This window comes from Alteromonas sp. 4NH20-0104, assembly GCF_057547795.1.
Genome location: NZ_BAAJLP010000015.1, coordinates 1 through 26,034 on the forward strand (window position 1 = coordinate 1; position 26,034 = coordinate 26,034).

A 26,034-nucleotide genomic window follows, 5' to 3' on the forward strand; every position below is an offset into this window, starting at 1 on the left:
GACTTAATGTCGGCTTTTTACTCAGCACCTGTCCTTGCTCATCAGTAAGTCCGTACTGTCTGCATACTCATGCCAGTCAAAATTGCAGCAATGCATGCGCCCGAATACGCATTCGGGAAAAGTTTTGTTTGCCACTTAATAGTAGTTCACATTCGGGGTTTTGCACGGCACAGGGGCTTTTTTTTACTAACTTTTTACACTAGAAGTTAGTGAATTTATTCCAAACAGAACTGAAGAAACAATGCATACAAAAGCTTACGCGTTTTGCGCAAGCTTTTGTTGATAAAGTGACCCTAAGAAATTACGCTGCGACGGCGATTAGGTGGCATTTTGAATTTGCTAACCTGCTGAAGCAGAAATTTGCCAGCCCGGTACATCGCAAGGCAAATAATCACAGACACCATCGTTTTGGTACCTTCGTTACTGCTAAAGGCATTAACCGTGGTCAGGATGAACATTAACACGCCGCTTAATAACAGCAAAAAGCCCATTAAGCACAGACCCAGGGCACTGGCAATAGCTGGCTTGTCCGTTCGCTCTTGGTGTTGCTCAGGTCGCTCTGAAGGTAAGTATCGATTCATAATCTCAATTCATTTAATGTGAACGATGTCATTTGAAAATCAACGACTTTAAGGTTAGTCACTTGTATGACGAATTCGTTCAATATATTTACATTTTGATTACAATACCTGAGAACCTTGGTTACGAATATGGGTCTTTAGTATAGATAACAATCATTAACGGCATAGATTATAGACAAGAACCGTCAGCTTGTCGCTAATCTGCTACACATATTATCGGCTTTTTGTATAAAAATAGTATTTTTTTTATCTCTTGTGGCTATAAGTCGATACGGTGCACGATAAAAATGGTACTACTTTAAGGTGATAGCCATCACAGCCTGGCGTGCTGCTTCGTATCCGGCAGCATCGAAGTCAGTAAAATCCTGCACATGAAAACTCAGTAACTGCTGCTGATAAATCAGGCAGTACATTTCGCCATACAATGCCTGATTGTTGTCGGTGCTGCGGCCCTGCCAACGGATCCTTGCCGCCGGTGTACCACCGATCGACACGGTTTCAATGGCAGAAGTAGAAAAGTTATCCCGACGTCGCTTCACGCCTTCCAAAAACTGCATCAGGTATTGTTTGGAAAAAGCGATTTGCTTCGCTTCATTGAGTTCAGGTATGCCATTTGGCGGCGTGAACACTGTCAGTTGCAGCAGCGTGCTTTTCTCATCCCCCTGGTGTTGCCGGGTGAATCCGATAGCGGAAAATTCCTCACTGGGTGTTTTCAGCACAGGCCCCTCAAACCCTTCAGGAACATTAATATCACCCACGCCAAAATCATAAGCCCTGGCGCTCTGGCTGAGGACTAAAAACACACTTAAACACATAAATCGGAACATCACGCTTCGCAGTACTCTCATTGGCTTCAACTTGTTAATTATCATTGCCTTACTATCAGAGTATCAGAAGTTGTGAGAATGTCGGCTTTTTTTAGTGGCGAGTAACGCGCTAATGCCACAACGTGTTAAGCCGAAGGCGACTTATTGATGGCTACTACATCCTACCCACCACACAATTTCTGCCGCCATGCTTCGCTTCATAAAGCAGTTCATCAGCGCGTCCGATAAGACTGGTCAGATCATCGTTACGCTTAAGCTCTGTAACACCAAAACTCGCCGTTATATTGCCGTTGAGTAAACCGGCGTCAAATTTGATACTGGCAATAGACTTTCGCAAACGGTCAATAATCCCATTCGCATTTTGCAATTCGCATTCTGGCAGAATAATACAAAATTCCTCACCGCCTATACGCCCCACCATATCCACCTTACGCAGTTCCAGCTCGACAACCGAACAAACCGTTTTCAGAACCTTGTCGCCGGCACGGTGGCCAAAGTTATCATTAATGCGCTTAAAAAAGTCGATATCAAAATAGGCAACGCTCAGAGTATAGCCATACCGTCGGCAACGGCTGATCTCATTTTCCAGTAAGGTAAATATATGGCGGCGGTTGGCAATGCCGGTAAGCTCATCAAACAGGGCCTGGCGACTCAACGTTTCCTGGGTTTTAAGTAACCGTCTGCGCATTTCAGCAATGCGCGTTCCGTTGCCGAATCGTCTACCACCATTACATTTAGCGGTTCCGCAAAGGATATCTTGCTCTGCATACTGACTAAGGGATTTTCAATTTGTTTTTTAATGTTCACGCAGACTCCCACAATGTTTTTATCCGTTTACCTCAGGATTTAACGGAATCTGCAATTAACATTCCAAGCTCTACTTTGTTAATCAATTTCAATAACTTACCACTATTCTTGCCAGCCAAATTTCTTCCTGTAAATGGTAGAAGGGCTCACATCCAGCAATTCTGCTGCTTTGGGGATATTCCCATTGCAATATGCAATCGCCGACTCGATAGCTTCTCGCTCAGTGACCGCCAGCGGTTGAATTTTTTCAACGGCGGCAGGCGCCGCTTCAACCTGCGGCATACTGGCTTCGGGAGCGGCGGCAGTTTCGCTACTCATCCCACTATTCAAGGGATGTGGCAAATGATGAAGCTCTACCATTTTTGCATTATGCAACACCACCACATTCTGAATAACATTTTGTAACTGGCGCACGTTACCAGGCCAGTAATGCCATGAAAACAATCAGGTTCAGCAAAAATAGTGGCGCTTTGATTTTGAGTAAAGAAGACACAAGACTGTCACTCCCAAACAACGAGAAGTAGCCGGCAGTTACCGGCATCATTTATAAAGCGTAGTCGGGAAACGCAAAAGCACCCATTAACAAATAGGTTAATTTTTTATATGGGGTAAAAGAAAACAACTATGGCGGTAGATGCAGAGCAGCAACCTGTAAAAACACTCACTTAAGAGAAAAAACCTATGCAACAATAGATAAATATAAAGTCTATTCTTCATAGCTAATCCGATTGATATACCAGACCCTGAGACCTTCAGGCGTTTTTACATCGACCTGATCATCTTCCTCTTTTTTCAGCAGTGCCCGCGCCATGGGCGAATCGATGGAAATATAGTCTTTACGGTCATAAATTTCATCCGGCCCGACAATGCGAAAGGTTTTAGTGTCACCGTCGTCATTTTCAATTTCTACCCAAGCACCAAAGAACACCCGCCCTGCCTGTTCCGGGGCAAAATCAACAACTTTTAGTATTTCCAGGCGCTTTCTTAAAAACCGGATCCGTGAGTCGATTTTTCGTAACAGGCGCTTGTTCTCTTTATAGTCAGCATTTTCTGACCGATCGCCAAGGCTTGCCGCCCAGGTTACCTTGGCCGTAATTTCCGGACGGTACTCACGCCAAAGATAGTTTAGTTCATCACGCAGTTTGTCATACCCTTGGCGGGTCACCAGGTTTGTACGCAATTTGCCAGGCCTTTAAAATTGATGCTAAAAGTAAATTGTATCGGCAATTAACGATGCCAGCCAGGGATTATATCTGCCACCTGTTTGCAGCTCAAAATGAGGTAAGCAAACCCATATGACACGGCGGGTAGAGGTGCTATACTCTGTGCCCATATAAAGCGTGACTGACGCTTGCCAGTTTCAACTCAATAGTAGGTAGGAAGGGACACTTCCAATCATTAAATTCACTACCGCCTGAATCTCTTACATGATGATAATTAATACCATTGCCAACGAACTCGCCGTTAAACCTGCACAGGTCGAAGCGGCTGTAAAACTGCTCGACGAAGGTTCAACCGTACCTTTTATTGCCCGTTACCGGAAAGAAGTCACCCAGGGCCTGGATGACACCCAGTTACGCAACCTGGAACAGCGATTAGGCTATTTACGCGACTTAGAAGACCGCCGTCAGGTCATTTTAAAGTCCATCGGTGAGCAGGAAAAACTCACGCCTGAGCTGGAGCAACAAATTCTCTCTGCAGACAACAAAACGACGCTGGAAGATTTGTATCTGCCTTATAAGCCGCGCCGCCGCACCAAAGGGCAAATTGCCATTGAAGCCGGACTGGAGCCGCTCGCTGATGCACTGTTTGCTGATCCAACACTGACTCCGGAAACCTTAGCTGCTGACTATGTTAGTGCGGAAAGTGGCGTGGCAGACACCAAAGCAGCACTGGAAGGTGCCCGCTATATCCTGATGGAGCGCTTTGCCGAAGATGCAGGATTACTGGCCAAAATCCGTCGTTATCTCAACGAAAACGCGCACATTCGCAGTCGCGTTGTGGAAGGCCAGGAAAAGGCCGCGGTGAAATACAGTGATTACTTTGAGCACTCTGAAAAACTGGCGTCAGTGCCATCGCACCGGGCGCTTGCTATGTTCCGCGGTCGTAACGAAAATATGCTGCACATACAGATGATAGCCGATCCGGGTCAGGAAGATTCACCCGCTCAGGCGTCTTACTGTGAGCAAATTATTGCAGAGCATTTTGGGTTGAGAAATCAGGGGCGCGCTGCCGATGTCTGGTTGGCTCAGGTTGTTACCTGGACCTGGAAAATCAAAATTGCCCTGCATATGGAAACAGAATTGTTTGGCCAGCTTCGTGAAAAAGCCGAAGAAGAAGCCATTAATGTGTTTGCCAAAAACCTCAACGACCTGCTTATGGCGGCCCCTGCGGGCGCAAAAGTAACCATGGGTCTGGATCCGGGTCTGCGTACCGGGGTAAAGGTGGCCATTGTAGATCAAACCGGTAAGGTGGTGGGCACAACCACTATCTTCCCCCATGCGCCACAAAATCAGTGGGATAAATCACAGCGAACCCTGGCAAACCTGTGCCGACAGCATAAGGTTGAATTGATCAGCATTGGTAACGGCACCGGTTCACGGGAAACCGATAAACTGGTTGGCGAAATGCTAAAAGCCAATGCCGAACTTAAGGCGCAAAAAATTATGGTCAGCGAGGCCGGCGCTTCGGTTTACTCAGCCTCGGAGCTTGCTTCCAAAGAACTGCCGGGCATGGATGTATCACTGCGTGGTGCAGTGTCGATTGCCCGCCGGTTACAGGATCCGCTGGCCGAACTGGTTAAAATTGAGCCCAAGGCCATTGGTGTAGGTCAGTATCAGCATGATGTGAGCCAGAGTTTGCTGGGTAAATCACTGGATCAGGTCATTGAAGACTGTGTAAACGCCGTTGGCGTTGACTTAAACACGGCTTCTCCGGCCCTGCTCAGTTATGTTTCCGGTTTAAATAAAACGCTGGCGCATAATATTGTCAGCTACCGTGATGCCCATGGCGCATTTGGTCGTCGTCAGGATTTGAAATCAGTTGAGCGCTTAGGACCTAAAGCCTTTGAGCAGGCAGCGGGATTCCTGCGAATTGTAAACGGTAGTAATCCACTCGACAGCTCTGCGGTTCACCCGGAAGCCTACCCGGTAATCGATACTATTGTGAGCCGTACCGATGTCGCGGTAAACGATTTGATTGGTAATACCGACCTGTTACGTAAGCTCAATCCGGAAGATTTTGTTAACGATAATTTTGGTATACCCACCGTTAAGGACATCCTTAAAGAGCTCGACAAACCTGGTCGGGATCCGCGTCCGGAGTTTAAAACCGCCGCCTTTAAAGAAGGGGTGGAAACCCTGGCCGATCTGAAGCCGGGCATGATCCTCGAAGGAGTGGTAAGTAACGTGGCCAACTTTGGCGCCTTTGTTGATGTGGGCGTTCACCAGGATGGTCTGGTACATATTTCAGCTCTGACCAATAAATTTATCTCGGATCCGCGGGAAGTGGTTAAGGCTGGCGATATCGTTAAAGTAAAAGTGCTGGAAGTTGATGTCGACCGTAAACGCATCTCTTTCACCATGCGCCTCGATGAAACGCCGGCACCACAAAGTAAAGGGCCAAAGGGAGCAGGAAAGCCCCAGAGTAAAGGCAACAATAACCGTAACCAGAATCGCCAGCAAGGCCGCCAGAGCGCGCCTGCCAACGCGGCAATGGGTAATGCTTTTGCCGATGCTTTTGCAAAAGCCAAGAAAGACTAATTCAGTAACCAGACTGAACTAAAAAAAGCCCCGCTCGCAAGAGACGGGGCTTTTTTGTAATACATAACTGTTACGCGGAGGCGCTGAAGCCACCTTCAAACGGCTCTGCTACATTCTTGTAAAACGAGGCTATTACCGAATTGCGCTGCTGCATGCGCTCGCTGTCTATTTCCAAAGAGCGACGACCAGTGTTTTGCTGGGTGTACTGGTCTTCACCACCAGCGGCCAGTTCGTCGAGCTTTCGAGTTGGAATTTGCGGCTGATTGTTGGCCACAATTTCTTCAAGCGTCGGCACCTCTGACCCCACACGCGAAACAGAGTCACTTTCTGTGGTATCTACTGCCGCAGTCTCTTTGCGCTCCTCGGCCAGTTTACTGCGCGCCTCAAAGGCAATCCGGGAGGCTTCAGCTGCCACCTGTAAATCCTGCGGTGATGGCTCAGCGGGCGCTAATGCTGCAGCACGAACCTGCTGCATTTTGCGAATAGTCTGCTGCGGAGTATTTTCAGTAGAGACGTCAATAGACACCTCACCGTCAATCGCATAGCGCTGGCCGTCCGGACCGCGTTGAAAGTCATACTGAGGTGAGCCGGCGTACTGCCCACCGGTTGTTGCATGAGCCTGTTCATGAGTGCGCACTTCCTGATCGCGCTCCTTCAGTGATTCTACCTGGCGCTGATCAGCTTGTTGCTGCTGACGCTCCCTGGCATCTTCTTTACCGGCACTTTCTTCGCCAGCATCGTTAAACTGTTGGGGGTTGTCACCGGTCGACTGGGTCGTGCTGTTCTGATTGGCCTGCGGGCGCTCATAGGTAAGGGGCTGATTACCCTTTACTGACGATTTAAGTTTGTCTGACTCAGAACCAAGGCCTTGTTCGGCACTGCCTTGTTTGGCGTCTGAAGGTTGGGGAATAGATTCCCGGGCAAGGTTGTCACGCCGGGCCGCTTCCACGCTAAGATTAGCCGTTGGAATGGCAAAGGAAGTGGGGATGGGCGTAACGATGTTCATACCAGGCTACCCGAACTCAGGCGATCGTATCAATGATGCGGCCAACCGTCTCGTTAGCAACATCAATAACCTTAGCCGACGCCAGGGCGTTATTGGTGTACATCTGCATAGACAACAAATCAGACGTCATACTATCGCCACCGCTGGGCAACAGATTGGATGTGGTGGACAAACTGCGCAATGCAGAATCAGCCAGAAAATTACCGGTTCCATTTTGCGCCACGTCCTGCTGGGCCGTCCGCTGTGCAATATTCATCGCTGACTGGGTCATGCCCTCAAACGATTGCTGCAAACCAAACTGACCAGCAACAATCGCAGAATTTACATTATTGCTTATCGCCATACACTACCTCTACACTCTCATGTTCAATTATTAACCAAAACGGTCAAAAAATAAAGTCTGAGATGGTCGTAGACGTGGTACTAAATCGTTACACAGGCCAGGGCACACGGGGCTCAACTTCGGTTCACGGGTTAATCAGGCGCACAAAAACCAGCGGCCGGCCACCACAGCGACTCCTCTTAACCTAAACAACGCTGGCAAAGTGTCTTCGACACTCTAGCAGCAGTGGCGGTCGATACGGGTCATATTGTTGATGAAATTCAGCAGGATATCTGCAGTTTGCTGCGGATGAGAAATAAATGGCGCATGGGCAGCATGGGGCATCACCACGGTATCCGCACCGGGATGAAGCTCATGAATTCGGTCTATGCTACTGGTCGGCACAAGGCTGTCCAGGCGGCCATATAACCGCAGTGTTGGCTGGCTTATACGCCCAATTTGCTGACGCAAATCCACCGTTTCAAGCAAAGAAAGTCCGGCGGCCAGTGCCACCTCGGCAGGGGAAGGTAAGGCACCAAGCTGCTGACGAATGGTTTTCACATCCTGCCTGGCTGACGCGCTACCCATTGCCTGAATGGCTAAAAACCGGTCCAGGGTTTTGTCATAGTTGCGCGCCAGTTGGCGTTGAAAACCAGTTAACACTTCGGGTTCTATGCCTTTCCAGCAACCCGCAGAAACAAAACAAGGACTTGAAGCCAGGGTAATTAAACCGGCCACTTTATCCGGGTAAGACAGAGCCAGCTGCTGGGCAACCAATCCCCCCAGGGACCATCCCGCGACTATTGCTCCGGCAGGCACAGCGTCATTAACCAGTGCGACGACATTTTCCAGCGAATAGTCGTCGGGCAACTTATCAGTATTAAGACCAAATCCGGGCAAACAAATGCGGATCACCTCCAGGTCTTCCGTCAGGAAAGGTAAAAATTCACTAAAAACGGCGCTGTTCATTCCCCAGCCATGGAGTAAAACCAACGCCCTTCCCGATCCCTGAGACAGGCTTTTTAATGCTGTATTAGTGCTATTGTCACCCACGTAATCACTTCCTGACAGAACGTAGCAAAAGTGTACATGAGCATTTTAAAAACCCCAATAGTGAAATGTGTAGAACGACTAAGAGGCGCGACGAAATTCCTGCCCGACGGTTTGTGCTATTTATGTCAGCAGCATTCCAATACCGCCGTATGCAAGGTCTGCGAACAAGATTGTTTATTCTTTAATAATCACAAGGTGGCGGCTAACCTGTTGAACTGGCCGGCCATTAAACAGGGGCTGGCCCCTGGCCACTATCAGCAGTTGTGTGCCTTGAGCTATTTTCAGTGGCCGCTGGATCACCTGATTCGACGTTTTAAATACGGTCACCCTTCACTGGCAATACCATTGGCCCAGTGGTTTTTGCGTTATTCGTTGGTGCTATCCGGCCCGTTACCTGACTGTCTGCTGCCGGTTCCCATAAGTCCCTGGCGTTATGCTAAACGTCAGTATCATCAAACCCTGTTGCTGGCCGAGTATTTGGGAAAACAGTTAGACATTCCGGTGAGCGCCAACTGGGCTTACCGGCGAGGCTGGCAACGCAGTCAGCAAACGCTCGGCCGGCGCGAGCGACTGCGCAATTTGAAACAGGCTTACCAGTTGGGCAATGTAGTATTCCCGGCGCGGGTCGCACTTATCGACGACGTCGTCACCACCGGTGCCACCATCGCTACCTTAAGCCGTCTAATCCATCAGATAGCGCCCGACACCGACATAGTGGTCTGGTCGCTGGCGGTCACGCCGGCCAAACCCGACACGACCCTGCTCCTTCCGGGCCACCAGCTTGATGCGCTGGCAACAAACTCTTAGTTAATGGCCTCAGCCATAAACAACGCATTGCTCATTAGCTTATTGGTGCCGTACCAGAAGCCCCGGAACTGCGGATCGTCGGTAAAACCGATCACCCGGCCACGACCCAACGGCTGCGCCATTACTGCCACCGAACCGGCAATTTCGTTGGCTACCGCGTCGGCACTGAATCCAGCCACCAGCGGGGAATCGGTATACCGGGCCGCCACCACTGTTGGCGAGGCTTTGCTGAACGCCATCATATTACTGGTTTTAAATAGGTTTAACTGCGCCTCGTCATAGCCGTAAAACAGCGGGTGGGAAGTATCGATGCTGGCCTGATAAACCGCCCCGGCCACCAATTGCTGCGCATTGTGCGCAGCACGGTCGGCAAAGGTCAGGTTCTTTTCGCTGAACAGATCGGCGACGTCCTGACGTGAACTTAGTTTGATATCCAGCCAGTTATGCCGGGCAAATAATCGCAGGGCCGAAGTCTGCCCTACCAGGGTGCCGCCGGCACGAACCCAGTCGGTAAACGTTTCATCGACACCTTCAGGCAATTCATAACGACCACCCACAAATACGACGTGGGTGTAATCATGCAGGGAAACGTTATCGAGATGACTTTGATCCACCAGGGTTACCGGCATGCCCACCTGTGTATCCAGGTAATGCCACACTTCACCGGCCTCATACGGGCTAACCCCTTCGCCGCCTACCAGTAAGATTTTCGGCGCTTTCACCGGAACCATACTGCGGCTGCCAATGTCGATGCCGGTACGGGTAAAGCCACTGCTGAGAGATAACACAGCCACCCCGGCATCAACTGCTGCTCCAGTCAACAGCTCAATGAGCGCCTGCGGCTGTGGTACGCCTCGCGGGATCACAATCGTACCGGCGGCCAGCGACAGGTTGCCCTGAGTGGTTGCTGCGGTAAAAGGCTGGGTAGCAATGCGCGCGGCCACGCCGGCATCAAGCAATTGTTGTAACAACGCAGGGGCTTTGTAGTGATGCCACTCAAAAGCGTAAGCGTAGGCATCATTGTCTACCGGCACAACCGCCTCTGGAGCAGGGCTGTTATCGATGAATTTGGCCCGGCGCAGTTCTCGGCTGCTCATGGGGGCAAAGGCTAAATCAAATGCCAGTGGCAGGTTGAAGTTAGACACATCATAAAAAGTGTTATCCACAAAGTCCTTTTGAGTAGAGAACAATGACTTAATGAGCCGGTACTGCGGCTGGGCCAGTGGCACCACAAGGGTGTTTTCGGCTTTATAGACAGTGTCATTCACCTCTATATCTTCCCGCGGTTGCTGGAAGCGAATATTGTGGCCGGACAGCACCCAACGCGCTTTCTCCAAGCGCCAGCTATCTTTGGGTTCATGCAGTAAATAAGCCGCGTTCTGATCCTGACTGGCCAGTTCAGCGGTTTCTTTGTAAAAGTTATGCTGATAGTCCAGCAGCGCAGCCTTGTTAGCCATGGCGCCATCAAACACCGCGACCGACATAGTAAACTGATTCTGGATAGTCTGCGCAAAAGCCAGCGGGCCGTTAATCGAGTCCTGCAGATGACCGCGGCTACTGGCCTGTTCGAACAGTACACCAATACTGCCCTGGGCATCCGGATAAGACGATCCTTTCCCATAATAGAAATCGTCAAAGCCTTCCTGACTAAAGTACAGTTGCTTCTGGTTGTCGAAAGCACGCACATAATATTCTGCCAGCGCGTTGGTCAGGCGCACATTCCCTTCAGGCGTGAGAGGGTTTTTGCGGCTCGGCACCCCGGGCTGGAAAAAGTACGAGCTGTTGGTGCCCATTTCATGAAAGTCGGTTAAGACATGTGGCCGCCAGTGCTGAAACTGGGTTATACGCGCCTGGGACTCCGGATGTACCATCATTAACCAGTCCCGGTTCAGGTCGAACCAATAGTGATTGGTGCGTCCGTTAGGCCAGCCTTCCTGATGTTCACGATGCGCCGGGTCGGCATTAAGGACTTTACCTTTATGCATGTTGGCCCAGTGAGCAAACCGGGATAATCCATCCGGGTTATAGGAAGGGTCCAGCAGCACCACGTTTTCCTGCAGTAAACGGCTCACTCGCTCATCCTGAGCGGCGGCAAGATAATAGGCCACCAACAGTGAGGCATTGGCACCAGAGGGCTCATTGCCATGCACACTGTAGCCCATGTAGAAGAACAGCGGGGCATCTGACGGTGTTTTCTTACCTTGCTGAACCTGGGCGATGTGTGCAGTGCGCCAGTCATCCAGCTTGCTGCGATTTTTCGGTGAGGTAATGGTAAGCAGCAACAAAGGGCGTTGCTCATGGGTATAACCGGTAACCTCCAGGGTGACCCGGTCAGAGGCCGCGGCAAGACGACGCATGTAGGTTACCAGTAAATCATGGCGAACATGCCAGTCGCCAACATTATAGCCGAGCACCGACTCCGGCGTGGGAATTGCCGGATCGAGCTGAACATTATCAGGCAGGTAGGTCTGCGCCGGCTTGCCCTGAGCAACAGCTAAACTGCTAAGACACAGCGAAAAGGTAACCAGCAGAACAGTGTAAAGCGTGGCAAAACATGAACGTGAAGCGGTGGAATTTGTCGTTATTGGCGCTGATAGCATTTTACGGACACCATAATTAGTTTTATTTGATGGTCTTGAAACCAGTTACTTCGGCATAATATATTTTCAATACCTGACTGTTTTACTCAGGTTAATTTGTTATCATATGCAATAGTTATTGATTATGCAGGACTCTACAATGATCTCAATATCAAAAGAGGCCCAGGGACACTTTGTTAAGTTACTGGCTAAACAGGAAGAAGGCACTAATATTCGTGTTTTCGTAGTGAATCCGGGAACCTCAAGTGCTGAATGTGGTGTTTCTTACTGTCCACCCGACGCGGTGGAGCCTTCTGACACCCGATTACCCTTCGATGGCTTTGACGCCGTTGTTGATGAAGAGAGCGCGCCTTATCTCGAAGAAGCTGAAATCGATTATGTGACCGATCAAATGGGTTCTCAGCTAACCCTTAAGGCACCCAATGCCAAGGCTCGCAAAGTGGCTGACGACGCGCCAATAGTCGAACGTCTGAACTACATGATTGAGTCTGAAATTAACCCTCAGCTGGCTAATCACGGCGGACAGGTTGTGTTGCTTGAAATCACCGACGACGGTTACGCTGTACTGCAATTTGGCGGCGGCTGTAATGGTTGTTCCATGGTTGACGTAACCCTTAAGGAAGGTATCGAAAAGCAGATGCTGGACGAATTCGCTGGCGAAATCAAAGGTGTTCGGGATGCCACAGAGCATCAATCTGGTGAGCACTCTTACTACTAAGCCAACTTCCCGGTTACGGCGTTATGCTGCCGTATAGCCACTGGCAACGCTTTATTCAGGGCCTCAGTGTGTTTGCATTGGGGCTGAGCGTTATGGTGGCGGGCGCCTGGTGGTTCGAACCGCTTTATTACCTGGGATTAGCAGTGCTCTTCGCCGGCTTTGGCTGGGCCATGTCCGGCTATCTTGGATTGCTGTGGCAACGCCTCACCCGATCGATTAACCCTAATCGGCACAAGTAACTTCAGGCGGTTTCAGCTAGCTGGTCTTTACGCCAGTAGAAAATCGCGCCCAGAGTGATTCCCCGGGCCAGTAAAAACGCCAGTAACGCCCACCACAAAGCCGGATTTCCTGCTGACTGAGTGAAGTACCACACCGGGAAATACACTAACAACGCACTGACGATCATGGTATCTCGCATGGCCTTGGCCTGGGTCAGACCAACAAACACGCCATCATATAAAAAGCACCAGTGGGCCACTAATGGCAACAACGCCATCATGCCAAGGTAAGGGTAAGCGGCCTGCTGTAATGACTCAATATCTGTCAGCAGCCCAATGATTTGCCGCCCGGAAAACCAGAATATCAGCGCATACCCGACAGCAAAAAGCCCTGACCACAGCAGGCCCCGGTGAGTCTGGCGCACTACCCCCCGGGCATTTTTCGCGCCGGCGGCTTCGCCGACTGTCGCCTCTACCGCATAAGCAATACCATCGAGGCCCAGCGCGATCAGCACAAAAAACTGCATAAGGATGGCATTCACTGCAGTAGCGGTTTGACCATAGCGAGCGCCCTGAATGGTTAAAAACGCCAGGCACGCCTGCAACGCCAGATTTCGCAGCAGCATGTCACCATTGAGCTTCATTAAAAATTTACGCGCCGTTTTGTTAAACCATTCCAGCGCCGGCGGCTGCCATTGAATGTGTTTCAGTGCAATCAGCATCGCCATTGTCATCATGGTGTATTCAGCCGCCACACTGGCCAGCGCCACACCACTGACGCCCCAATCCCACCACCAGACCAGCAGGATATCGAGCCCGGCATTGAGCAGGTTGCCGACAATCTGCACCAGCAACACACTGGTCGTTTTTTGTTGCCCTACCAGCCAGCCAATAAGGGCCAGATTTAACAGCGCAGCCGGCGCTCCCCACACTCTGATATTAAAATATTCGCGACTATAAACCGCCACATCGACGGCCGGCGCTGCCAACCACAAACCCGCCTGTAAAATTAATTGTTGAGCAAGCCAGATAAGCAGGCCAATCGCCACCGCAATGATTGCCGTTTGATAAAACGACCTGGCCATGGCTTTAACAATGCCCTCGCCCCGGGCCTGTGCGCTCATTCCGGTAGCCGACATTCTGATAAAACCGCACACCCAGTAGATTTGCGTAAGTATTAACGCACCAATGGATGCGCCGGCCAGTTGCGCAGATGAATCCATATGACCCATTACCGCCGTATCAACCAGACCCAGCAATGGGGTGGTGATATTCGCCAGGATCATCGGCAAGGCCAGCTTAAGCAACTGAATGTGGGCAGCACTGCCACGTAACTGATAGGATAGGGTTGTCACCGGAACCTTTTTAAAGTTTTGTATTAATTTCAAGGAGAATGCATGCAGTTTATCATGACCCGCCGATTTATCCCGCTGTTACTGAGCCTGCTTTGTTTGGCCGGTCCGGCTAGCTCGGCAGACACTCAATTAGCGCATTCCAGTGGCGTGATTTTACTGTATCACCATGTGGCAGACGACACGCCACGCAGCACTTCGGTAACGCCCGATGAGTTTGCTCAGCACCTCGACTATATTGCTGAACACTACACGGTGGTGCCCTTAGAACAGCTGGTTGACGCAGCTAAAGGAAAGACTGATGTGCCCGACAACGCCCTGGCGATTACCTTTGATGATGGGTACGAAAATATTCTTACTAATGGCCATCCGTTACTGCAGAAGCACGGCTTCCCTTACACCATTTTTATTAATCCTGAAGTCATTGGCAAACAAGGCAATCAGCTAAGCTGGGAACAGGTAAAGCAAATGCAACAGCAGGGAGTGACTTTCGCCAATCACACCATGGATCATTTGCACTTGCTGGAAAAGCAGGCTGGTGAGAGTGAGCAGGACTGGCTTAAACGGGTCTGGCAAAACATCACCCGTGCCGAGAAAATTATTCAGCAACACACCGGGGAGTCACTCAAATATCTCGCCTATCCCTTCGGCGAATACAATCAGACGCTGGCGAAACGCCTTGAGCAGCATGGTTATACCGCTTTTGGTCAGCACTCTGGCGCATTGGGTAAATTCAGTGATATGACAGCGATTCCACGCTTTCCTGCTGCGGGCCCGTACGCCAAACTCGACACGCTAAAAACCAAAATGGCCAGTCTCGCCATGCCGGCTGTGAAGGTGTCGCTGACCGATCCGCAAATGACCAACCGCCAACTCGATAAAACGGTACAAGTTACACTCGATGCCAGTGCCGCTAAGGATGTGAGATTATCGCAACTGGCCTGTTACTATCAGGGCAGCACGCTGAAAGTGTCCACCGATGCCAGCCAGTTTGGTTTTAGTCTGGATTCAACCTTACCGATTGGTCGTTCAAGGGTGAATTGCACGGCGCCCTCGGAGTCCGCCGGGGGACGTTTTTACTGGTATTCCCTGCCATTTTTTGTGGCCAATGAGCAAGGTCAATATCCGGATTAGCTGAAACAGCGGCTATTGCTGAGGCGATAAATATCGCAGCCAGCAATAGCCCACTGGTTATTCAGTTTCAATATGCAGCGCTTTGATCATTTGCACAAACTGATCGTTGGTCCGGTGTTCACCAAACCCTAATCGCTGATAAAAGGCAATGGCGCCTTCATTAGCAATTTCACAGTTTAAAACGAGCGCGTTTTTCTTCATCGCACGGGCTTTTACTTCCATAAACTCAATCAGTGCCGAGCCGGTGCCCTGACGACGGGTGTCGGGCGATACGGCCAGGTGACCAATACCGAGTTCAGTAAATAAAGGGGCCTCTAATTCAGCCAGGTATCGCTGCGAACGCATGACAATTTCAAGCGCGTCATCGATACCATAGTGCTCTACAATAGAAGACAGGGTTTCTCTGTCGAAGTTTTCAGGCAGGCGATCGTGCCAGCAACTAATCAGGCCGGTCACTTTGCCGTTAAATTCGGCAACCCAATGATTTTCAAAACCGTACTGTCCACCACCTTTACTCCAGGCTGATAACAGGTAGTCCAGGGCAACCTCAGAGTTACCTTGGCCAAAGACCTCGGTAAGCAAGTGCTTACCAGCGTTAAACAGCAGGGGAACAGCTATACTACCATCATCCTTTTTGGCATTTCGGATAATACTACAACATGGCATTTATTGTTCTTTGGTAATAACAGGCATATCAGTAAGTATTTGAACACTGTCACTTACTGCAAGTTCACCAGGATTATACTTAGGCTTAAACCTTCCGATGGCAAAACCATTCGGATCAACAACAACCACAGAAGCACTGTGATCAACAAGATAATTGGGGTTATCTGTACTTTCAGCAATGGCATACATCAGCCCCAGCGATCTCGCCAACGGGAACAACATTTTATGCTCACCCGTTAAAGCAACGAACTCCGGGTTGAAGTAGTCAACGTAAGAGGCGAGCCTTTCAGGTGTGTCCCGCTTTGGATCCACGGAGACAAACACTACCTGAATCGGCGAGTCTGTGGAAATATTTTTTAGTTCTGGATAAATTTTTCCTAATGCCGCCATGGTGGTAGGGCACACATCCGGGCAAAAAGTATAGCCTAGAAATAACAGGCTCCAATGCCCTTTAAACAGCTCATTAGTAACCGTTTCGCCGTGTTGATTGAGCAGTGTTACCTCGGCCAGCTGCCGCGGCTCTGGAAAGGTTTGCAGATACTGAGGTGTTTCGTTTTCGGTGCTTTGGGTGGTGAACCACCACGCCATCCCCACGCCGGCCACCAGGGCCAGCGCAGCAACCAGGGTTAACAACAATTTTTGATTCATAAAACCATCGGCACATAATGATCGACCAACAAGACAACGAATAATACCATCAGATGCACAATAGAGTATTTAAAGGTAGTCATGGCGGTTTGCTCATCCGCCGCATATTTTAGTTTCAACGCATAATATAAGAAGCCGGCATTCAACAATGACGACCCCACCAGATAAATAAGATGCGCTTTACCAATCAGGTAAGGCAGCAGGCACACTAAACACAGTAAAATAGTGTATAGAAGTACGCAGGTTTTAGTAAAAGCAACGCCATGCGTTACCGGCAGCATAGGCACCTTGGCTTTTGCGTAGTCTTTCTCACGATGAATAGCCAGCGCCCAGAAGTGTGGTGGTGTCCAGGTAAATACAATCAGCACCAACAGCAATGCGTAGGCGTGAACTTCTCCGGTGACTGCCGTCCAGCCCAGTAATGGCGGTGCAGCGCCGGCCAAACCGCCAATCACAATATTTTGTGGTGTGGCACGTTTTAGAAACATGGTGTAAACCACTGCGTAGCCCACCAGGCTGGCTAACGTGAGCATGGCCGTTAAGCGGTTAACCCAGATTTCCAGCATCGCATAGCCCACAATGGCCAGAACAAAAGAAAAAAGTAATGCCTGCGGTATGCTGACTTTACCTTTTACCACCGGGCGATTAAACGTGCGGGCCATCTGGCTGTCTATTTTATGATCGACTATATGGTTAAGCACTGCTGCCGCGCTGGCCAGCAGGCCTATCCCCAACAGGCCGGCGATCAACCTATCGGCAGGAACCCAGCCGGGCGTGGCCAGACACATTCCCACCAGCGCCGTGAGTAGCAAAAGCATCACTACCCGGGGCTTGGTCATTTCGTAGTAATAACGCCAATTGGCCCGCCAGCCGCTTGCCGGGCGACTTTTTGAATCAGTAAGCGGTGCATTAATCAGTTGAGATTTTGCCATGAGGATCTCCTACACTTTTCGATACAGTGTGTAAGTAATAAGAACGAGCACCAGTAATAAACATGCCGCCACGGCATTGTGTAATACGGCAACCTGCAACGGTAAGCTGAACACGACATTGCTGATACCCAGACCAACCTGAGCCAGCAATATCAGGCCTAACACCACAGAGGCATTGCGCAGATGCTGAGAAGCGGAGCGGCGATACAGGCTAATAGCAAGCCACCCCAGGTAGAGAAAAGTGATCACCGCCCCTAAGCGATGAGCAATATGCATTGTCATGCGTTCGGCGTAGTCATGCGCGCCGTATTCGTAGTTATCGGCATCAGGCACACTATACGCCCCAGCCACATCAACCCGGCTCAGCCAGTCGCCCTCGCAAACCGGGAATTCGGTACAGGCGAGGGCGGCATAGTTGGCCGATGTCCAGCCACCCAGCGCAATTTGCCCTACCAGCACCACAATGCCCAGCGCAGCAAAGGCCGCATAACGTTTAATTCGCATATCGACAAAGCCAATTCGATAGCGGGATAACCGCAAATACAACAGGAACAAACAGGTAAGCACACTAAAGCCGCCCAGCAAGTGGCCCATCACCACAACCGGCAACAGATTCAGCGTGACTGTCCACATACCGAGCAGGGCCTGAAATGACACCAACACCAGTAAAATGAGTGGCAGTTTTATGGGGACCTGGGCAGACCGTTTGCTAACCGCCCAAATGGCGATAGCCAGAATGCACAGCCCCAGAGTACCGGCAAAATAACGGTGAATCATTTCATTCCAGGCTTTATGGGATTCTACCGGCCGTTCGGGGTAGGCTGCGTTAGCCGCTTCAATGTGATCGTCTGATTCAGGTACCGTAAGGTGTCCGTAGCAGCCCGGCCAGTCCGGGCAGCCTAAGCCAGCATCGGTTAAACGGGTATAGGCGCCAAGCACAATAACCACAACAGCCAGGAGAATGCTAAAACCAACCAACTTCCGCATAGTGCCGCCTTAACCGATACGTGACAGTTTGAGTAATTTGCGCAAATCAGACAGCACGTCACGACTGCCCATTACCGCATCCTGACGAAGTTGGTAAAGGGGGTAGCGCAACATGGCATTGCCCTGAGTATCGACCAGAAAAATATGCTCATTGATCTGGCTGGTTTCCAGTTGCTGAATTTGCGACTGGTTAAGTGTGACCGCATTGATATGTTCGTAATCATGCAGGATATTCATCGCTCTGTTGTCACTGAACGGTGTAACAAACACCGCAGGCTGCGCCCGGTCGGACTCTTTGCCAAGGGCCAGCCAGACCTGCTGGATGGCGTAAATCGCATTTTCACATTCGTTACCACACTGCGCCGGAACGATATACATAACCCGCCATTTTGGGGCCTGTTCGCTTAACAAGGGCTGCAGATTTTCAACCGGTTGCAGCAGTTCACCCTTATTGGTGGCGCCTTGTTCAAACCAGTTAAAGTCGAGGGCCAGCTTGGCCAGCACAACGGGAATAATAAACGCCGCCATTAAAATCAGCAGCGAACGTTTGGGTTTAGCCTGAGGATGCATTGCGGTCGCCATATTATTTGGTTCTCCTGATGAGCACGATAATGAAAATAACAACGGCAGCAATGGCCAGCCCGAACCATTGAATGGCATAGCCGAGGTGTTTTTGCGGTGACATCACAACCGGTTGCCAGTTTGTCGCAAACTGGTTCATCTGAGGTTGGGAAGCTAACCGCTCAATCACCATATCCGGCAGTTGAGATGCCCATTGCTGATTAAAAAGGGGAATATCAATTTGCTGCACCAGCAGCGGAAAATCATCGAAATGCTGCTGGGTTTCCTGGATCAGGGGGTTCATTCCTGGTTGAGTTATAACGCCTTCAATTTCTACCTGACCAGCCGGAAGCTCAATGACCGGCAATTCAGCACGTGAGGCAGGGGCTGCTACCCAACCGATATTCACCAGCACCGGCCGACCGCGAGTTATCACCGGAACCAGCACGTCGTACCCGGTGGCCCCGGCAGTAATCTGGTTATCGAGTAATATAGGCTGGTCTGCGTTGAGTTCGCCACGAAACTTCACCGGTACATCACGCACATCCTGCCATTGCTCTGCCACGTCAAAAGGATGCATTGGCGCAGTGGTGTATTTTTGCGCTATGCTGTCGAGACGGTGTTGTTTTTGTTCCATGCGATCGAGCTGCCAACTACCCAAAAACACCATAATAACCACCGCTGACAGCGTTAAGCAGCTTGCCAGAACCGGCCATTTCATTGGCGCGGGGCTGGTCGCCACGGAGCTCTGAGGAGTTTTACTCATGGTCATCAAAGTGATTATTGTTGGTTTATTGATTTTTATGATCATTAACCTGTTTTTAGCGATGAAAGCGATGCTGGGTAACAACTCAGGTAAAGCCCCGATGAGTAAGTATATTGGCCGACGGGTGATGACATCGGCCCTGATTGTGGTGATCATCCTGGTAGCCATGGCCACCGGGTTGATCACGCCCAATCCAAGTCCTTATTAGCCTTACAGCACGTAAACAAACACAAACAACATTACCCACACCACGTCCACGAAGTGCCAGTACCAACTGCCCGCCTGGAAAGCAAAGTGATTGTCCGGGGTGAAATGCCCTTTGATTACCCGCAGGAAAAGCACCATCAGAATGAGGGTTCCCAGCGTAACGTGCATGCCGTGAAATCCGGTTAACAGGAAGAAAGTGTTGCCATATACGCCGGATTGCAGGGTCAGCCCCAGCTCCTGATAAGCATGGATATATTCTTCCACTTGCAGAAATAAGAAGACACAACCAAGCAGTATGGTTGCCCCCAGCATGGCCGTGAGTTGCTTGCGCTTATCCTGCTCCAGGCCAACGTGGGCAAAATGCAGTGTAACCGACGATATCAACAGGATAATGGTGTTGATGGCAGGTAACCCCGCCCAGCTCATTGGTGTGGTATTGACTCCGCCCGGGGTTTCCACCAGCGGCCACATCGCCTGGAATCCGGGCCATAACACTTCGTTGGTCATGGCATTATTTGATGAGCCACCCAGCCATGGCACCGCAATCATACGAGCGTAAAATAAAGCGCCAAAGAACGCCGCAAAGAACATGACTTCAGAAAAAATAAACCAGCTCATGCCCTGTCGGTAAGAACGGCCTAACTGGTCACTGTACAAGCCGCTCATAGACTCATTAATTTGATCCTTAAACCAGCCAAACAGCATCACCAGTAACATAAAGATGCCGACACCCAGCACGTTGTCGCCCCAACCGCTTTCACCTCGGGTTGATTCAATAACAAAGTTGCCGGCCCCTACTGCAATTAAAAACAGCGCAATCGCCCCTACAATAGGCCAGTAGCTTTGCGCTGGTACATAGTATTTCTGATACTCTTGTTGCATTACTTTCTCCTTAGACTCAGTTATCGCTAAACGAAGTCAGGAAAGGGTTGTTAAGTTGTTTGTCATCGGTACCATTACCAGTGACGTCAAAAAGGGTGTATTGCACGGTAAAAAAGTGAATGTCTTCGGGCAGTTGCGGATCCACATAAAATCGCATAGGCATAAGTGATTCGCCGCCTGCCGCCAGTGGCTGACTGTTAAAACAAAAACATTCTGTTTTGTTCAGGTATAAGGCCGCCTGACCCGGTGTAACCGATGGAATGGCCTGCGCCACCATGTCTTTGTGAGCCGGATTGCGCACATAAAACTCCACCATGTTCATTTCACCGGGATGCACTTTTACTTTCTTGGTTTGCGCCCTGAATTCCCATGGCATACCGGTATGTGTGCGGGTAATAAATTCCACCGTAATGGTACGCGACTCATCCACCTGGCCGTCGTAGTAAACCGCAGCGGTTTCATTGGTTTTGCCATTGATGCCGGTGATGTCGCAAAACACGTCATACAGCGGAACCAACGCAAAACCAAAGCCAAACATACCCACTACAATCAGCAGTAATTTGGTTACCAGTGCCGAGTTGGAATTGGCCATGGTTGTGCCCTTACTTCACAACCGGTGGCGTTTCAAAGGTGTGATAAGGTGCCGGAGAGGGAATTTCCCACTCCAGGCCTTCCGCACCATCCCACACCTGATCCGACACCGGCTCACCCTGTTTACGACAGGCTTTAATCATTACCGCCAGGAAGATGAGCTGGGACAGACCAAAGGCAAAACCGCCCAGACTGATCCACTTATTAAAATCAGCGAACTGTAATGCATAGTCGGGGATCCGCCGTGGCATGCCCGCCAGACCCACAAAGTGCATGGGGAAAAACAGCACGTTAACGGAAATCAGCGAGCACCAGAAATGCCATTTTGCCAGCGTGATATCGAACATGCGGCCGGTCCATTTCGGGATCCAGTAATAGACTGCCGCCATTATCGAGAACACCGCCCCCGTCACCAATACATAATGGAAATGCGCCACCACAAAATAAGTATCGTGGTACTGGAAATCCACCGGTGTAATCGCCAGCATCAAACCGGATAATCCGCCTATGGTAAACAGCACTATGAAGGCCAGGGCAAACAGCATCGGGACCTCAAAGGTCATCGAACCGCGCCACATGGTAGCCACCCAGTTAAACACTTTTACTCCCGTAGGCACCGATATCAGCATGGTGGCAAACATGAAGAACATCTCCGCCGCCACCGGCATACCCGTGGTAAACATATGGTGTGCCCACACAATAAAGCTGAGTAACGCAATGGATGTGGTGGCATAAACCATCGAGGCATAACCGAATAAACGCTTACGGGAAAAGGTAGGGATAATCTGCGAGATAATACCGAAGGCCGGTAAAATCATGATGTACACTTCAGGGTGACCAAAGAACCAGAATATATGCTGGAACATCACCGGGTCGCCACCGCCGGCGGCATCAAAGAAGCTGGTGCCAAAGAACTTATCGGTGAGTACCATGGTTACGGCCCCGGCCAGTACCGGCATTACCGCAATGAGCAGGAACGCCGTAATCAACCAGGTCCATACAAACAATGGCATTTTCATCCACGTCATGCCCGGCGCACGCATATTAAAGATAGTAACGATAACGTTTATCGCGCCCATAATGGATGAGATACCCATGATGTGCACCGAAAACACGAACAATGCCGTGCTGTCGCCACTGTAGGTGGTAGACAGCGGTGCATAGAACGTCCAGCCAAAGGCCGGGCCACCGCCCTCTACAAACAGCGAAGCGAGCAGAATAGTGAAGGCAAATGGCAAGATCCAGAAGCTCCAGTTATTCATCCGTGGCAGCGCCATATCCGGCGCGCCAATCATCATTGGGATAAGCCAGTTTGCCAGCCCGGTAAAAGCTGGCATTACCGCACCAAATACCATGATAAGCCCGTGTACGGTGGTCATCTGGTTAAAGAAGTTTGGTTCAACAATTTGCAAACCGGGTTGGAATAATTCCGCCCGGATCACCATTGCCATGGCCCCGCCCACTAAAAACATAATAAACGCGAACCACAGGTACAGTGTGCCTATATCCTTGTGGTTAGTCGTCAGTACCCAGCGCATTAACCCTTTGGGAATATGATGCTCGTGGTGGTCGTCGTGGGCATCTGCCGCCCCGTGTTCGGGGCTGATGATCTCAGTTGCTTTACTCATGTTCTGCTCCTATTCCCCGTTGACGACAGCGTTAACGTCTTTGGCCTGCACCAAGTCACCGGTGTTATTGCCCCAGGCGTTCCGCTCGTAGGTAATCACCGCTGCCAGCTCTTTAAGGCTCAGCATTTTGCCGAACGCCTGCATAGCGGTGCCGGTTTTACCATTCAGCACAATATTGATATGGCCCTGCATGTCATTTAACGCCATTGGACTGCCCTTAAGTGCCGGGAAGACACCTGGCAACCCTTCGCCATTAGGCATATGACAGGCCGCACAGGTAGCGTTATAAACCCGCTCACCTTCGGTCATCAGTTCATCCATAGACATGTTCATAGCCAGTAACCGTTGCTCTTCTTCTCGGGCTTGCTGACGGATAGATTCCTGCTCATTCACCCAGGCCTCATAGGCGGCTGGCTCTTTAGCAATCACCACCACCGGCATAAAGCCATGATCTTTTCCGCACAACTCGGCGCACTGACCACGATAGATACCCGGCTCATCCACACGGGCCCACGCCTCATTGATAAAGCCCGGATTAGCATCTTTTTTCACCGCAAAGTCCGGCACCCACCAGGAATGGATCACATCGTCTGAAGTGATCAGAAAGCGCACTTTCTGGCCGGTGGGGATCACTAGCGGACGGTCGACTTCCAACAGATAGTTCTCGCCTTTGGTATACCGATTATTGATTTGCTCCCGCTGGGTAGCCAGCAGTGAATAAAACTCAACGTCGCGATCCATATACTTGTAATGCCATTTCCACTGCGACCCCGTTACCAGAACGGTCATATCCGGTTCTGTAGTGTCTTCCATTGCAAGCAGAGTTTTGGCGGCGGGTACCGCCATAAAGATAAGAATTAAGAAGGGTATTACGGTCCAGGCTATTTCGACTTTCACGCTCTCATGAAAATTAGCGGGTTTTGCCCCCCGTGATTTGCGATGCAAATACATAGAAACAAACATGATCCCAAACACTACTACTGCTATTCCCACACAAATGGAGAACATCAGCATGTGCAGATCGTAAACCTGCCCACTGATCTCTGTCGCGCCACGACGCAGATTCAGTGCCGACACTTCGCTACTCCCTGCTGCAGACGCTGTTGCGCCAGCCACCAATAGAACGAGTGTTGTCCAGGCTTTCAGTACACATATCCCGAGTTGTTTCACTCGACACCTCCGTTAGACCGGTAGCTACTCGCGAAACGCCCCAATGCGAAAAAGCCAAACTGGTCTGTTTTGGTTGTTATTTGAACTGCCTTTTTAATATTTTGTACTTACTTTGTTATTTTATTGTTAAGCACTGTATAAGAATTACTCATTGTGACAATGGCGTCCAGTTCTTTTTGCCTAAAATTCGGATAAATGGTTATTTTTTGTTCGTAGGGAGGGGATTTGATGCAGTTTGTTAGTAAGCTTTTACTAACTTAATAACCAGACCTGAGCAGGTCAAAAGCAACGGGAAAGCGTTGCTTAAAGGAAATAAAACCTTCAAAGCGAGAAAACCGGCGAATGCCGGTTTTCAAATTCATAGATTTAAAAAATAATGCCGGACGTGCTTACATCCAGTCGGCATTACGGATAACGCCTACAGCAATACCTTCGATATTAAACGGCTGATTAGCCAGGTCGACCTTAATGGGTGAGAATTCTTCATTTTCTGCATGCAGCAGTACTTCACGGCCACGCTTTTCCAAACGCTTTACGGTAACGTCTTCATCTACGCGGGCCACCACTACCTGCCCATTGTGAACATCGCTGGTGCGGTGCACTGCTAATAAGTCGCCGTCCAGTATGCCTATGTCTTTCATACTCATACCGTTTACACGCAGCAGGAAATCGGCTTTGGGATGGAATAACGCCGGATCCACTTTATAGTGCATTTCCACATGTTCCTGAGCCAGAATCGGCTCGCCAGCCGCTACCCGTCCAATTAGCGGCAAACCTTCCTCTTCGGCTTCGTCGTCCAACGGAATATTCAATTTGATACCCCGCGAGGTGCCCGGCAGAATTTCAATCACGCCCTTTTTCGCCAACGCTTTTAAATGCTCTTCTGCGGCATTAGCAGAGCGAAAGCCTAACTGACGGGCAATCTCTGCACGCGTGGGCGGCATACCAGTATCCAACATCGTGGATTTGATCAGATCGAGTACTTCTTGTTGTCGTGGGGTTAGTGGACGCATAAACAGCCTGTTATTCCATACAGTTGTTAGCAGTATAGCGACTAATACTCAAAACACAACGATTTTTGTGTCAGACGCAAGAACTGTGCAGATAGCACGATTTTACCCAAAATAAAGCCCCGCAAGTGCGAGGCAGTAAGTTCAAACAACGTTTTCAAAAAAGTGACTGTCCTACTTATTCAGTGACTGCCTGTCACAACTCAACCGGTAGCCGAAGGCTGCACTCAGTAGAGATAGGAGCCTGTCACCACAGTTCTGAGTTAGTGCAACTTAATCCTTAGCGCGTTTTATTATTTTTACAGCATCTTCATAGGGGATGGGTTCTTTCTGAACCCCGATAATCATTCCATTTTCTTTATGATAGACAGATTCATCAAAACCTATCGTCGCATAGAAGCCTTCGGGCTCATAGGGTGGCATAATCTTTTTCATTACTACAATTGCTTCGCTACCAATACAATTAAATCCAATATCATTTCCTGTAAATCCACTCCCCAAAAGCTTAAGTTGAGCGCCATTTTGAAGCTTATATATTCCATCTACAACTTCGACCAACAACTCAATTCGTCTATTTTTCCCGTCTGGATATGTAATTTTTGATTCGATTAGTTTAACTAGTCCGATAGTCTCTGCTTTATCGAGTTGTTGATCAAAAGGTATTTTTTCTATGCGAATGTTGGCAATCGCATTTAAGGAAAGCACGAATAGCAAGATAGCTAAGAAATTATTCATTTCTCCTTATTCCTAATGATGAGTATTCCAAAAAGCAAAAAAGTGACTGTCCTACTTATTCACTA

Annotated in this window: 28 protein-coding genes; 6 read left to right on the plus strand and 22 right to left on the minus strand. The window is 49.8% G+C overall.

The genetic code is table 11. The features are described 5' to 3' along the window. Nucleotides 1-293: 293 nt before the first annotated feature. From AC27IB_RS11965 to greB, 5 genes are all read right to left on the minus strand, one after another. Nucleotides 294-581, minus strand: a complete 288-nt coding sequence (locus AC27IB_RS11965) for a hypothetical protein (RefSeq protein ID WP_296046327.1) — start codon at nt 579-581, stop codon at nt 294-296. A gap of 293 nt (nt 582-874) precedes the next feature. After that, nucleotides 875-1,429 (minus strand): hypothetical protein, encoded by a 555-nt coding sequence (locus tag AC27IB_RS11970; protein WP_296046329.1) that lies wholly within the window; start codon nt 1,427-1,429, stop codon nt 875-877. A gap of 133 nt (nt 1,430-1,562) precedes the next feature. After that, complete coding sequence (locus tag AC27IB_RS11975) at nt 1,563-2,096, minus strand: GGDEF domain-containing protein (protein ID WP_487121098.1); 534 nt, start codon at nt 2,094-2,096, stop codon at nt 1,563-1,565. A 221-nt stretch (nt 2,097-2,317) separates the two neighbouring features. Further along, entirely contained in the window at nt 2,318-2,629 is a 312-nt protein-coding gene (locus AC27IB_RS11980) for a helix-turn-helix domain-containing protein (RefSeq protein WP_487121100.1), read from the minus strand. A 292-nt stretch (nt 2,630-2,921) separates the two neighbouring features. Beyond that, nucleotides 2,922-3,395 (minus strand): transcription elongation factor GreB, encoded by a 474-nt coding sequence (gene greB, locus AC27IB_RS11985; protein WP_296046334.1) that lies wholly within the window; start codon nt 3,393-3,395, stop codon nt 2,922-2,924. Between the two features lie 250 nt (nt 3,396-3,645). Here greB and AC27IB_RS11990 point away from each other — a divergent pair, with 250 nt between their 5' ends. Continuing rightward, nucleotides 3,646-5,976 (plus strand): Tex family protein, encoded by a 2,331-nt coding sequence (locus AC27IB_RS11990; RefSeq protein ID WP_296046419.1) that lies wholly within the window; start codon nt 3,646-3,648, stop codon nt 5,974-5,976. A gap of 70 nt (nt 5,977-6,046) precedes the next feature. Here the strand turns inward: AC27IB_RS11990 and AC27IB_RS11995 are convergent, their stop codons facing one another. The 3 genes from AC27IB_RS11995 to bioH form a co-directional block, all read right to left on the minus strand. Further along, nucleotides 6,047-6,982 carry a putative metalloprotease CJM1_0395 family protein gene (locus tag AC27IB_RS11995; RefSeq protein WP_296046335.1) on the minus strand — a complete coding sequence of 312 codons (936 nt, stop codon included), beginning with the start codon at nt 6,980-6,982 and terminating at the stop codon, nt 6,047-6,049. A gap of 16 nt (nt 6,983-6,998) precedes the next feature. Beyond that, complete coding sequence (locus AC27IB_RS12000) at nt 6,999-7,325, minus strand: hypothetical protein (protein ID WP_487121103.1); 327 nt, start codon at nt 7,323-7,325, stop codon at nt 6,999-7,001. A 216-nt stretch (nt 7,326-7,541) separates the two neighbouring features. Continuing rightward, the gene (gene bioH / locus AC27IB_RS12005) at nt 7,542-8,357 is read right to left on the minus strand and encodes a pimeloyl-ACP methyl ester esterase BioH (RefSeq protein WP_487121105.1); all 816 of its coding nucleotides are present in this window, start codon (nt 8,355-8,357) and stop codon (nt 7,542-7,544) included. Nucleotides 8,358-8,393: 36 nt separating this feature from the next. Between bioH and AC27IB_RS12010 the strand changes: the two genes are divergently transcribed. After that, on the plus strand, nt 8,394-9,164 hold the full coding sequence (locus tag AC27IB_RS12010) for a ComF family protein (RefSeq protein WP_487121107.1): 771 nt from the start codon (nt 8,394-8,396) through the stop codon (nt 9,162-9,164). On the opposite strand, the gene AC27IB_RS12015 is transcribed toward AC27IB_RS12010, so the two are convergent. Further along, a complete protein-coding gene (locus AC27IB_RS12015; protein WP_487121109.1) occupies nt 9,161-11,764 on the minus strand; it encodes a M14 family zinc carboxypeptidase in 2,604 nt (867 codons plus the stop codon). The two genes, AC27IB_RS12010 and AC27IB_RS12015, sit on opposite strands and share 4 nt — an antisense overlap. A 139-nt stretch (nt 11,765-11,903) precedes the next feature. Here AC27IB_RS12015 and nfuA point away from each other — a divergent pair, with 139 nt between their 5' ends. Next, nucleotides 11,904-12,482 carry a Fe-S biogenesis protein NfuA gene (gene nfuA, locus AC27IB_RS12020; protein ID WP_296046345.1) on the plus strand — a complete coding sequence of 193 codons (579 nt, stop codon included), beginning with the start codon at nt 11,904-11,906 and terminating at the stop codon, nt 12,480-12,482. A gap of 23 nt (nt 12,483-12,505) precedes the next feature. Then, nucleotides 12,506-12,721 (plus strand): hypothetical protein, encoded by a 216-nt coding sequence (locus AC27IB_RS12025; RefSeq protein WP_487121111.1) that lies wholly within the window; start codon nt 12,506-12,508, stop codon nt 12,719-12,721. A 2-nt stretch (nt 12,722-12,723) separates the two neighbouring features. Here the strand turns inward: AC27IB_RS12025 and AC27IB_RS12030 are convergent, their stop codons facing one another. Continuing rightward, nucleotides 12,724-13,986 (minus strand): MATE family efflux transporter, encoded by a 1,263-nt coding sequence (locus AC27IB_RS12030; RefSeq protein WP_487121259.1) that lies wholly within the window; start codon nt 13,984-13,986, stop codon nt 12,724-12,726. A 111-nt stretch (nt 13,987-14,097) separates the two neighbouring features. Between AC27IB_RS12030 and AC27IB_RS12035 the strand changes: the two genes are divergently transcribed. Further along, a complete protein-coding gene (locus AC27IB_RS12035) occupies nt 14,098-15,186 on the plus strand; it encodes a polysaccharide deacetylase family protein (protein WP_487121113.1) in 1,089 nt (362 codons plus the stop codon). A gap of 57 nt (nt 15,187-15,243) precedes the next feature. Here the strand turns inward: AC27IB_RS12035 and AC27IB_RS12040 are convergent, their stop codons facing one another. The 6 genes from AC27IB_RS12040 to AC27IB_RS12065 are packed head-to-tail and all read right to left on the minus strand — an operon-like array spanning nt 15,244 to nt 19,746. Continuing rightward, entirely contained in the window at nt 15,244-15,852 is a 609-nt protein-coding gene (locus AC27IB_RS12040; protein ID WP_487121115.1) for a GNAT family N-acetyltransferase, read from the minus strand. After that, nucleotides 15,853-16,500: an SCO family protein gene (locus tag AC27IB_RS12045; protein ID WP_296046353.1), complete on the minus strand. Its 648-nt coding sequence runs from the start codon at nt 16,498-16,500 to the stop codon at nt 15,853-15,855. Beyond that, nucleotides 16,497-17,432 carry a heme o synthase gene (cyoE, locus tag AC27IB_RS12050; protein WP_296046355.1) on the minus strand — a complete coding sequence of 312 codons (936 nt, stop codon included), beginning with the start codon at nt 17,430-17,432 and terminating at the stop codon, nt 16,497-16,499. Before cyoE ends, AC27IB_RS12045 begins: the two co-directional genes overlap by 4 nt. Before the next feature lie 9 nt (nt 17,433-17,441). Continuing rightward, nucleotides 17,442-18,419 carry a COX15/CtaA family protein gene (locus tag AC27IB_RS12055; protein WP_487121117.1) on the minus strand — a complete coding sequence of 326 codons (978 nt, stop codon included), beginning with the start codon at nt 18,417-18,419 and terminating at the stop codon, nt 17,442-17,444. 9 nt (nt 18,420-18,428) lie between these two features. Then, on the minus strand, nt 18,429-19,001 hold the full coding sequence (locus AC27IB_RS12060; protein WP_296046361.1) for a hypothetical protein: 573 nt from the start codon (nt 18,999-19,001) through the stop codon (nt 18,429-18,431). 1 nt (nt 19,002) lies between these two features. Then, complete coding sequence (locus AC27IB_RS12065; protein ID WP_296046363.1) at nt 19,003-19,746, minus strand: SURF1 family protein; 744 nt, start codon at nt 19,744-19,746, stop codon at nt 19,003-19,005. Here AC27IB_RS12065 and AC27IB_RS12070 point away from each other — a divergent pair. Then, nucleotides 19,745-19,954, plus strand: coding sequence for a DUF2909 domain-containing protein (locus AC27IB_RS12070; protein ID WP_279319594.1), 210 nt, complete (start codon nt 19,745-19,747; stop codon nt 19,952-19,954). The two genes, AC27IB_RS12065 and AC27IB_RS12070, sit on opposite strands and share 2 nt — an antisense overlap. A gap of 2 nt (nt 19,955-19,956) precedes the next feature. Here AC27IB_RS12070 and AC27IB_RS12075 read toward each other — a convergent pair whose 3' ends face one another. The 6 genes from AC27IB_RS12075 to AC27IB_RS12100 form a co-directional block, all read right to left on the minus strand. After that, the gene (locus tag AC27IB_RS12075; protein WP_487121120.1) at nt 19,957-20,835 is read right to left on the minus strand and encodes a cytochrome c oxidase subunit 3; all 879 of its coding nucleotides are present in this window, start codon (nt 20,833-20,835) and stop codon (nt 19,957-19,959) included. Nucleotides 20,836-20,851: 16 nt separating this feature from the next. Then, entirely contained in the window at nt 20,852-21,427 is a 576-nt protein-coding gene (locus tag AC27IB_RS12080) for a cytochrome c oxidase assembly protein (protein ID WP_487121122.1), read from the minus strand. Nucleotides 21,428-21,437: 10 nt separating this feature from the next. Then, nucleotides 21,438-23,054 carry a cytochrome c oxidase subunit I gene (ctaD, locus tag AC27IB_RS12085; protein WP_296046369.1) on the minus strand — a complete coding sequence of 539 codons (1,617 nt, stop codon included), beginning with the start codon at nt 23,052-23,054 and terminating at the stop codon, nt 21,438-21,440. Between the two features lie 9 nt (nt 23,055-23,063). Then, nucleotides 23,064-24,173 carry a cytochrome c oxidase subunit II gene (gene coxB, locus AC27IB_RS12090; protein ID WP_487121261.1) on the minus strand — a complete coding sequence of 370 codons (1,110 nt, stop codon included), beginning with the start codon at nt 24,171-24,173 and terminating at the stop codon, nt 23,064-23,066. 440 nt (nt 24,174-24,613) lie between these two features. Continuing rightward, the gene (lexA, locus tag AC27IB_RS12095) at nt 24,614-25,237 is read right to left on the minus strand and encodes a transcriptional repressor LexA (protein WP_279319590.1); all 624 of its coding nucleotides are present in this window, start codon (nt 25,235-25,237) and stop codon (nt 24,614-24,616) included. 270 nt (nt 25,238-25,507) lie between these two features. Continuing rightward, nucleotides 25,508-25,969, minus strand: a complete 462-nt coding sequence (locus tag AC27IB_RS12100; protein ID WP_487121125.1) for a hypothetical protein — start codon at nt 25,967-25,969, stop codon at nt 25,508-25,510. Nucleotides 25,970-26,034: the final 65 nt, after the last annotated feature.

Bases quoted from the DNA above. Each gene is read 5' to 3' on its own strand.
- AC27IB_RS11965 (WP_296046327.1), bottom strand. From the start codon at position 581: ATGAATCGATACTTACCTTCAGAGCGACCTGAGCAACACCAAGAGCGA.
- AC27IB_RS11970 (WP_296046329.1), bottom strand. From the start codon at position 1,429: ATGAGAGTACTGCGAAGCGTGATGTTCCGATTTATGTGTTTAAGTGTG.
- AC27IB_RS11975 (WP_487121098.1), bottom strand. From the start codon at position 2,096: ATGCGCAGACGGTTACTTAAAACCCAGGAAACGTTGAGTCGCCAGGCC.
- AC27IB_RS11990 (WP_296046419.1), top strand. From the start codon at position 3,646: ATGATAATTAATACCATTGCCAACGAACTCGCCGTTAAACCTGCACAG.
- AC27IB_RS11995 (WP_296046335.1), bottom strand. From the start codon at position 6,982: ATGAACATCGTTACGCCCATCCCCACTTCCTTTGCCATTCCAACGGCT.
- AC27IB_RS12000 (WP_487121103.1), bottom strand. From the start codon at position 7,325: ATGGCGATAAGCAATAATGTAAATTCTGCGATTGTTGCTGGTCAGTTT.
- AC27IB_RS12010 (WP_487121107.1), top strand. From the start codon at position 8,394: ATGAGCATTTTAAAAACCCCAATAGTGAAATGTGTAGAACGACTAAGA.
- AC27IB_RS12015 (WP_487121109.1), bottom strand. From the start codon at position 11,764: ATGCTATCAGCGCCAATAACGACAAATTCCACCGCTTCACGTTCATGT.
- nfuA (WP_296046345.1), top strand. From the start codon at position 11,904: ATGATCTCAATATCAAAAGAGGCCCAGGGACACTTTGTTAAGTTACTG.
- AC27IB_RS12025 (WP_487121111.1), top strand. From the start codon at position 12,506: ATGCTGCCGTATAGCCACTGGCAACGCTTTATTCAGGGCCTCAGTGTG.
- AC27IB_RS12030 (WP_487121259.1), bottom strand. From the start codon at position 13,986: ATGATCCTGGCGAATATCACCACCCCATTGCTGGGTCTGGTTGATACG.
- AC27IB_RS12035 (WP_487121113.1), top strand. From the start codon at position 14,098: ATGCAGTTTATCATGACCCGCCGATTTATCCCGCTGTTACTGAGCCTG.
- AC27IB_RS12040 (WP_487121115.1), bottom strand. From the start codon at position 15,852: ATGCCATGTTGTAGTATTATCCGAAATGCCAAAAAGGATGATGGTAGT.
- AC27IB_RS12045 (WP_296046353.1), bottom strand. From the start codon at position 16,500: ATGAATCAAAAATTGTTGTTAACCCTGGTTGCTGCGCTGGCCCTGGTG.
- cyoE (WP_296046355.1), bottom strand. From the start codon at position 17,432: ATGGCAAAATCTCAACTGATTAATGCACCGCTTACTGATTCAAAAAGT.
- AC27IB_RS12055 (WP_487121117.1), bottom strand. From the start codon at position 18,419: ATGCGGAAGTTGGTTGGTTTTAGCATTCTCCTGGCTGTTGTGGTTATT.
- AC27IB_RS12060 (WP_296046361.1), bottom strand. From the start codon at position 19,001: ATGGCGACCGCAATGCATCCTCAGGCTAAACCCAAACGTTCGCTGCTG.
- AC27IB_RS12070 (WP_279319594.1), top strand. From the start codon at position 19,745: ATGGTCATCAAAGTGATTATTGTTGGTTTATTGATTTTTATGATCATT.
- AC27IB_RS12065 (WP_296046363.1), bottom strand. From the start codon at position 19,746: ATGAGTAAAACTCCTCAGAGCTCCGTGGCGACCAGCCCCGCGCCAATG.
- AC27IB_RS12075 (WP_487121120.1), bottom strand. From the start codon at position 20,835: ATGCAACAAGAGTATCAGAAATACTATGTACCAGCGCAAAGCTACTGG.
- AC27IB_RS12080 (WP_487121122.1), bottom strand. From the start codon at position 21,427: ATGGCCAATTCCAACTCGGCACTGGTAACCAAATTACTGCTGATTGTA.
- ctaD (WP_296046369.1), bottom strand. From the start codon at position 23,054: ATGAGTAAAGCAACTGAGATCATCAGCCCCGAACACGGGGCGGCAGAT.
- lexA (WP_279319590.1), bottom strand. From the start codon at position 25,237: ATGCGTCCACTAACCCCACGACAACAAGAAGTACTCGATCTGATCAAA.
- AC27IB_RS12100 (WP_487121125.1), bottom strand. From the start codon at position 25,969: ATGAATAATTTCTTAGCTATCTTGCTATTCGTGCTTTCCTTAAATGCG.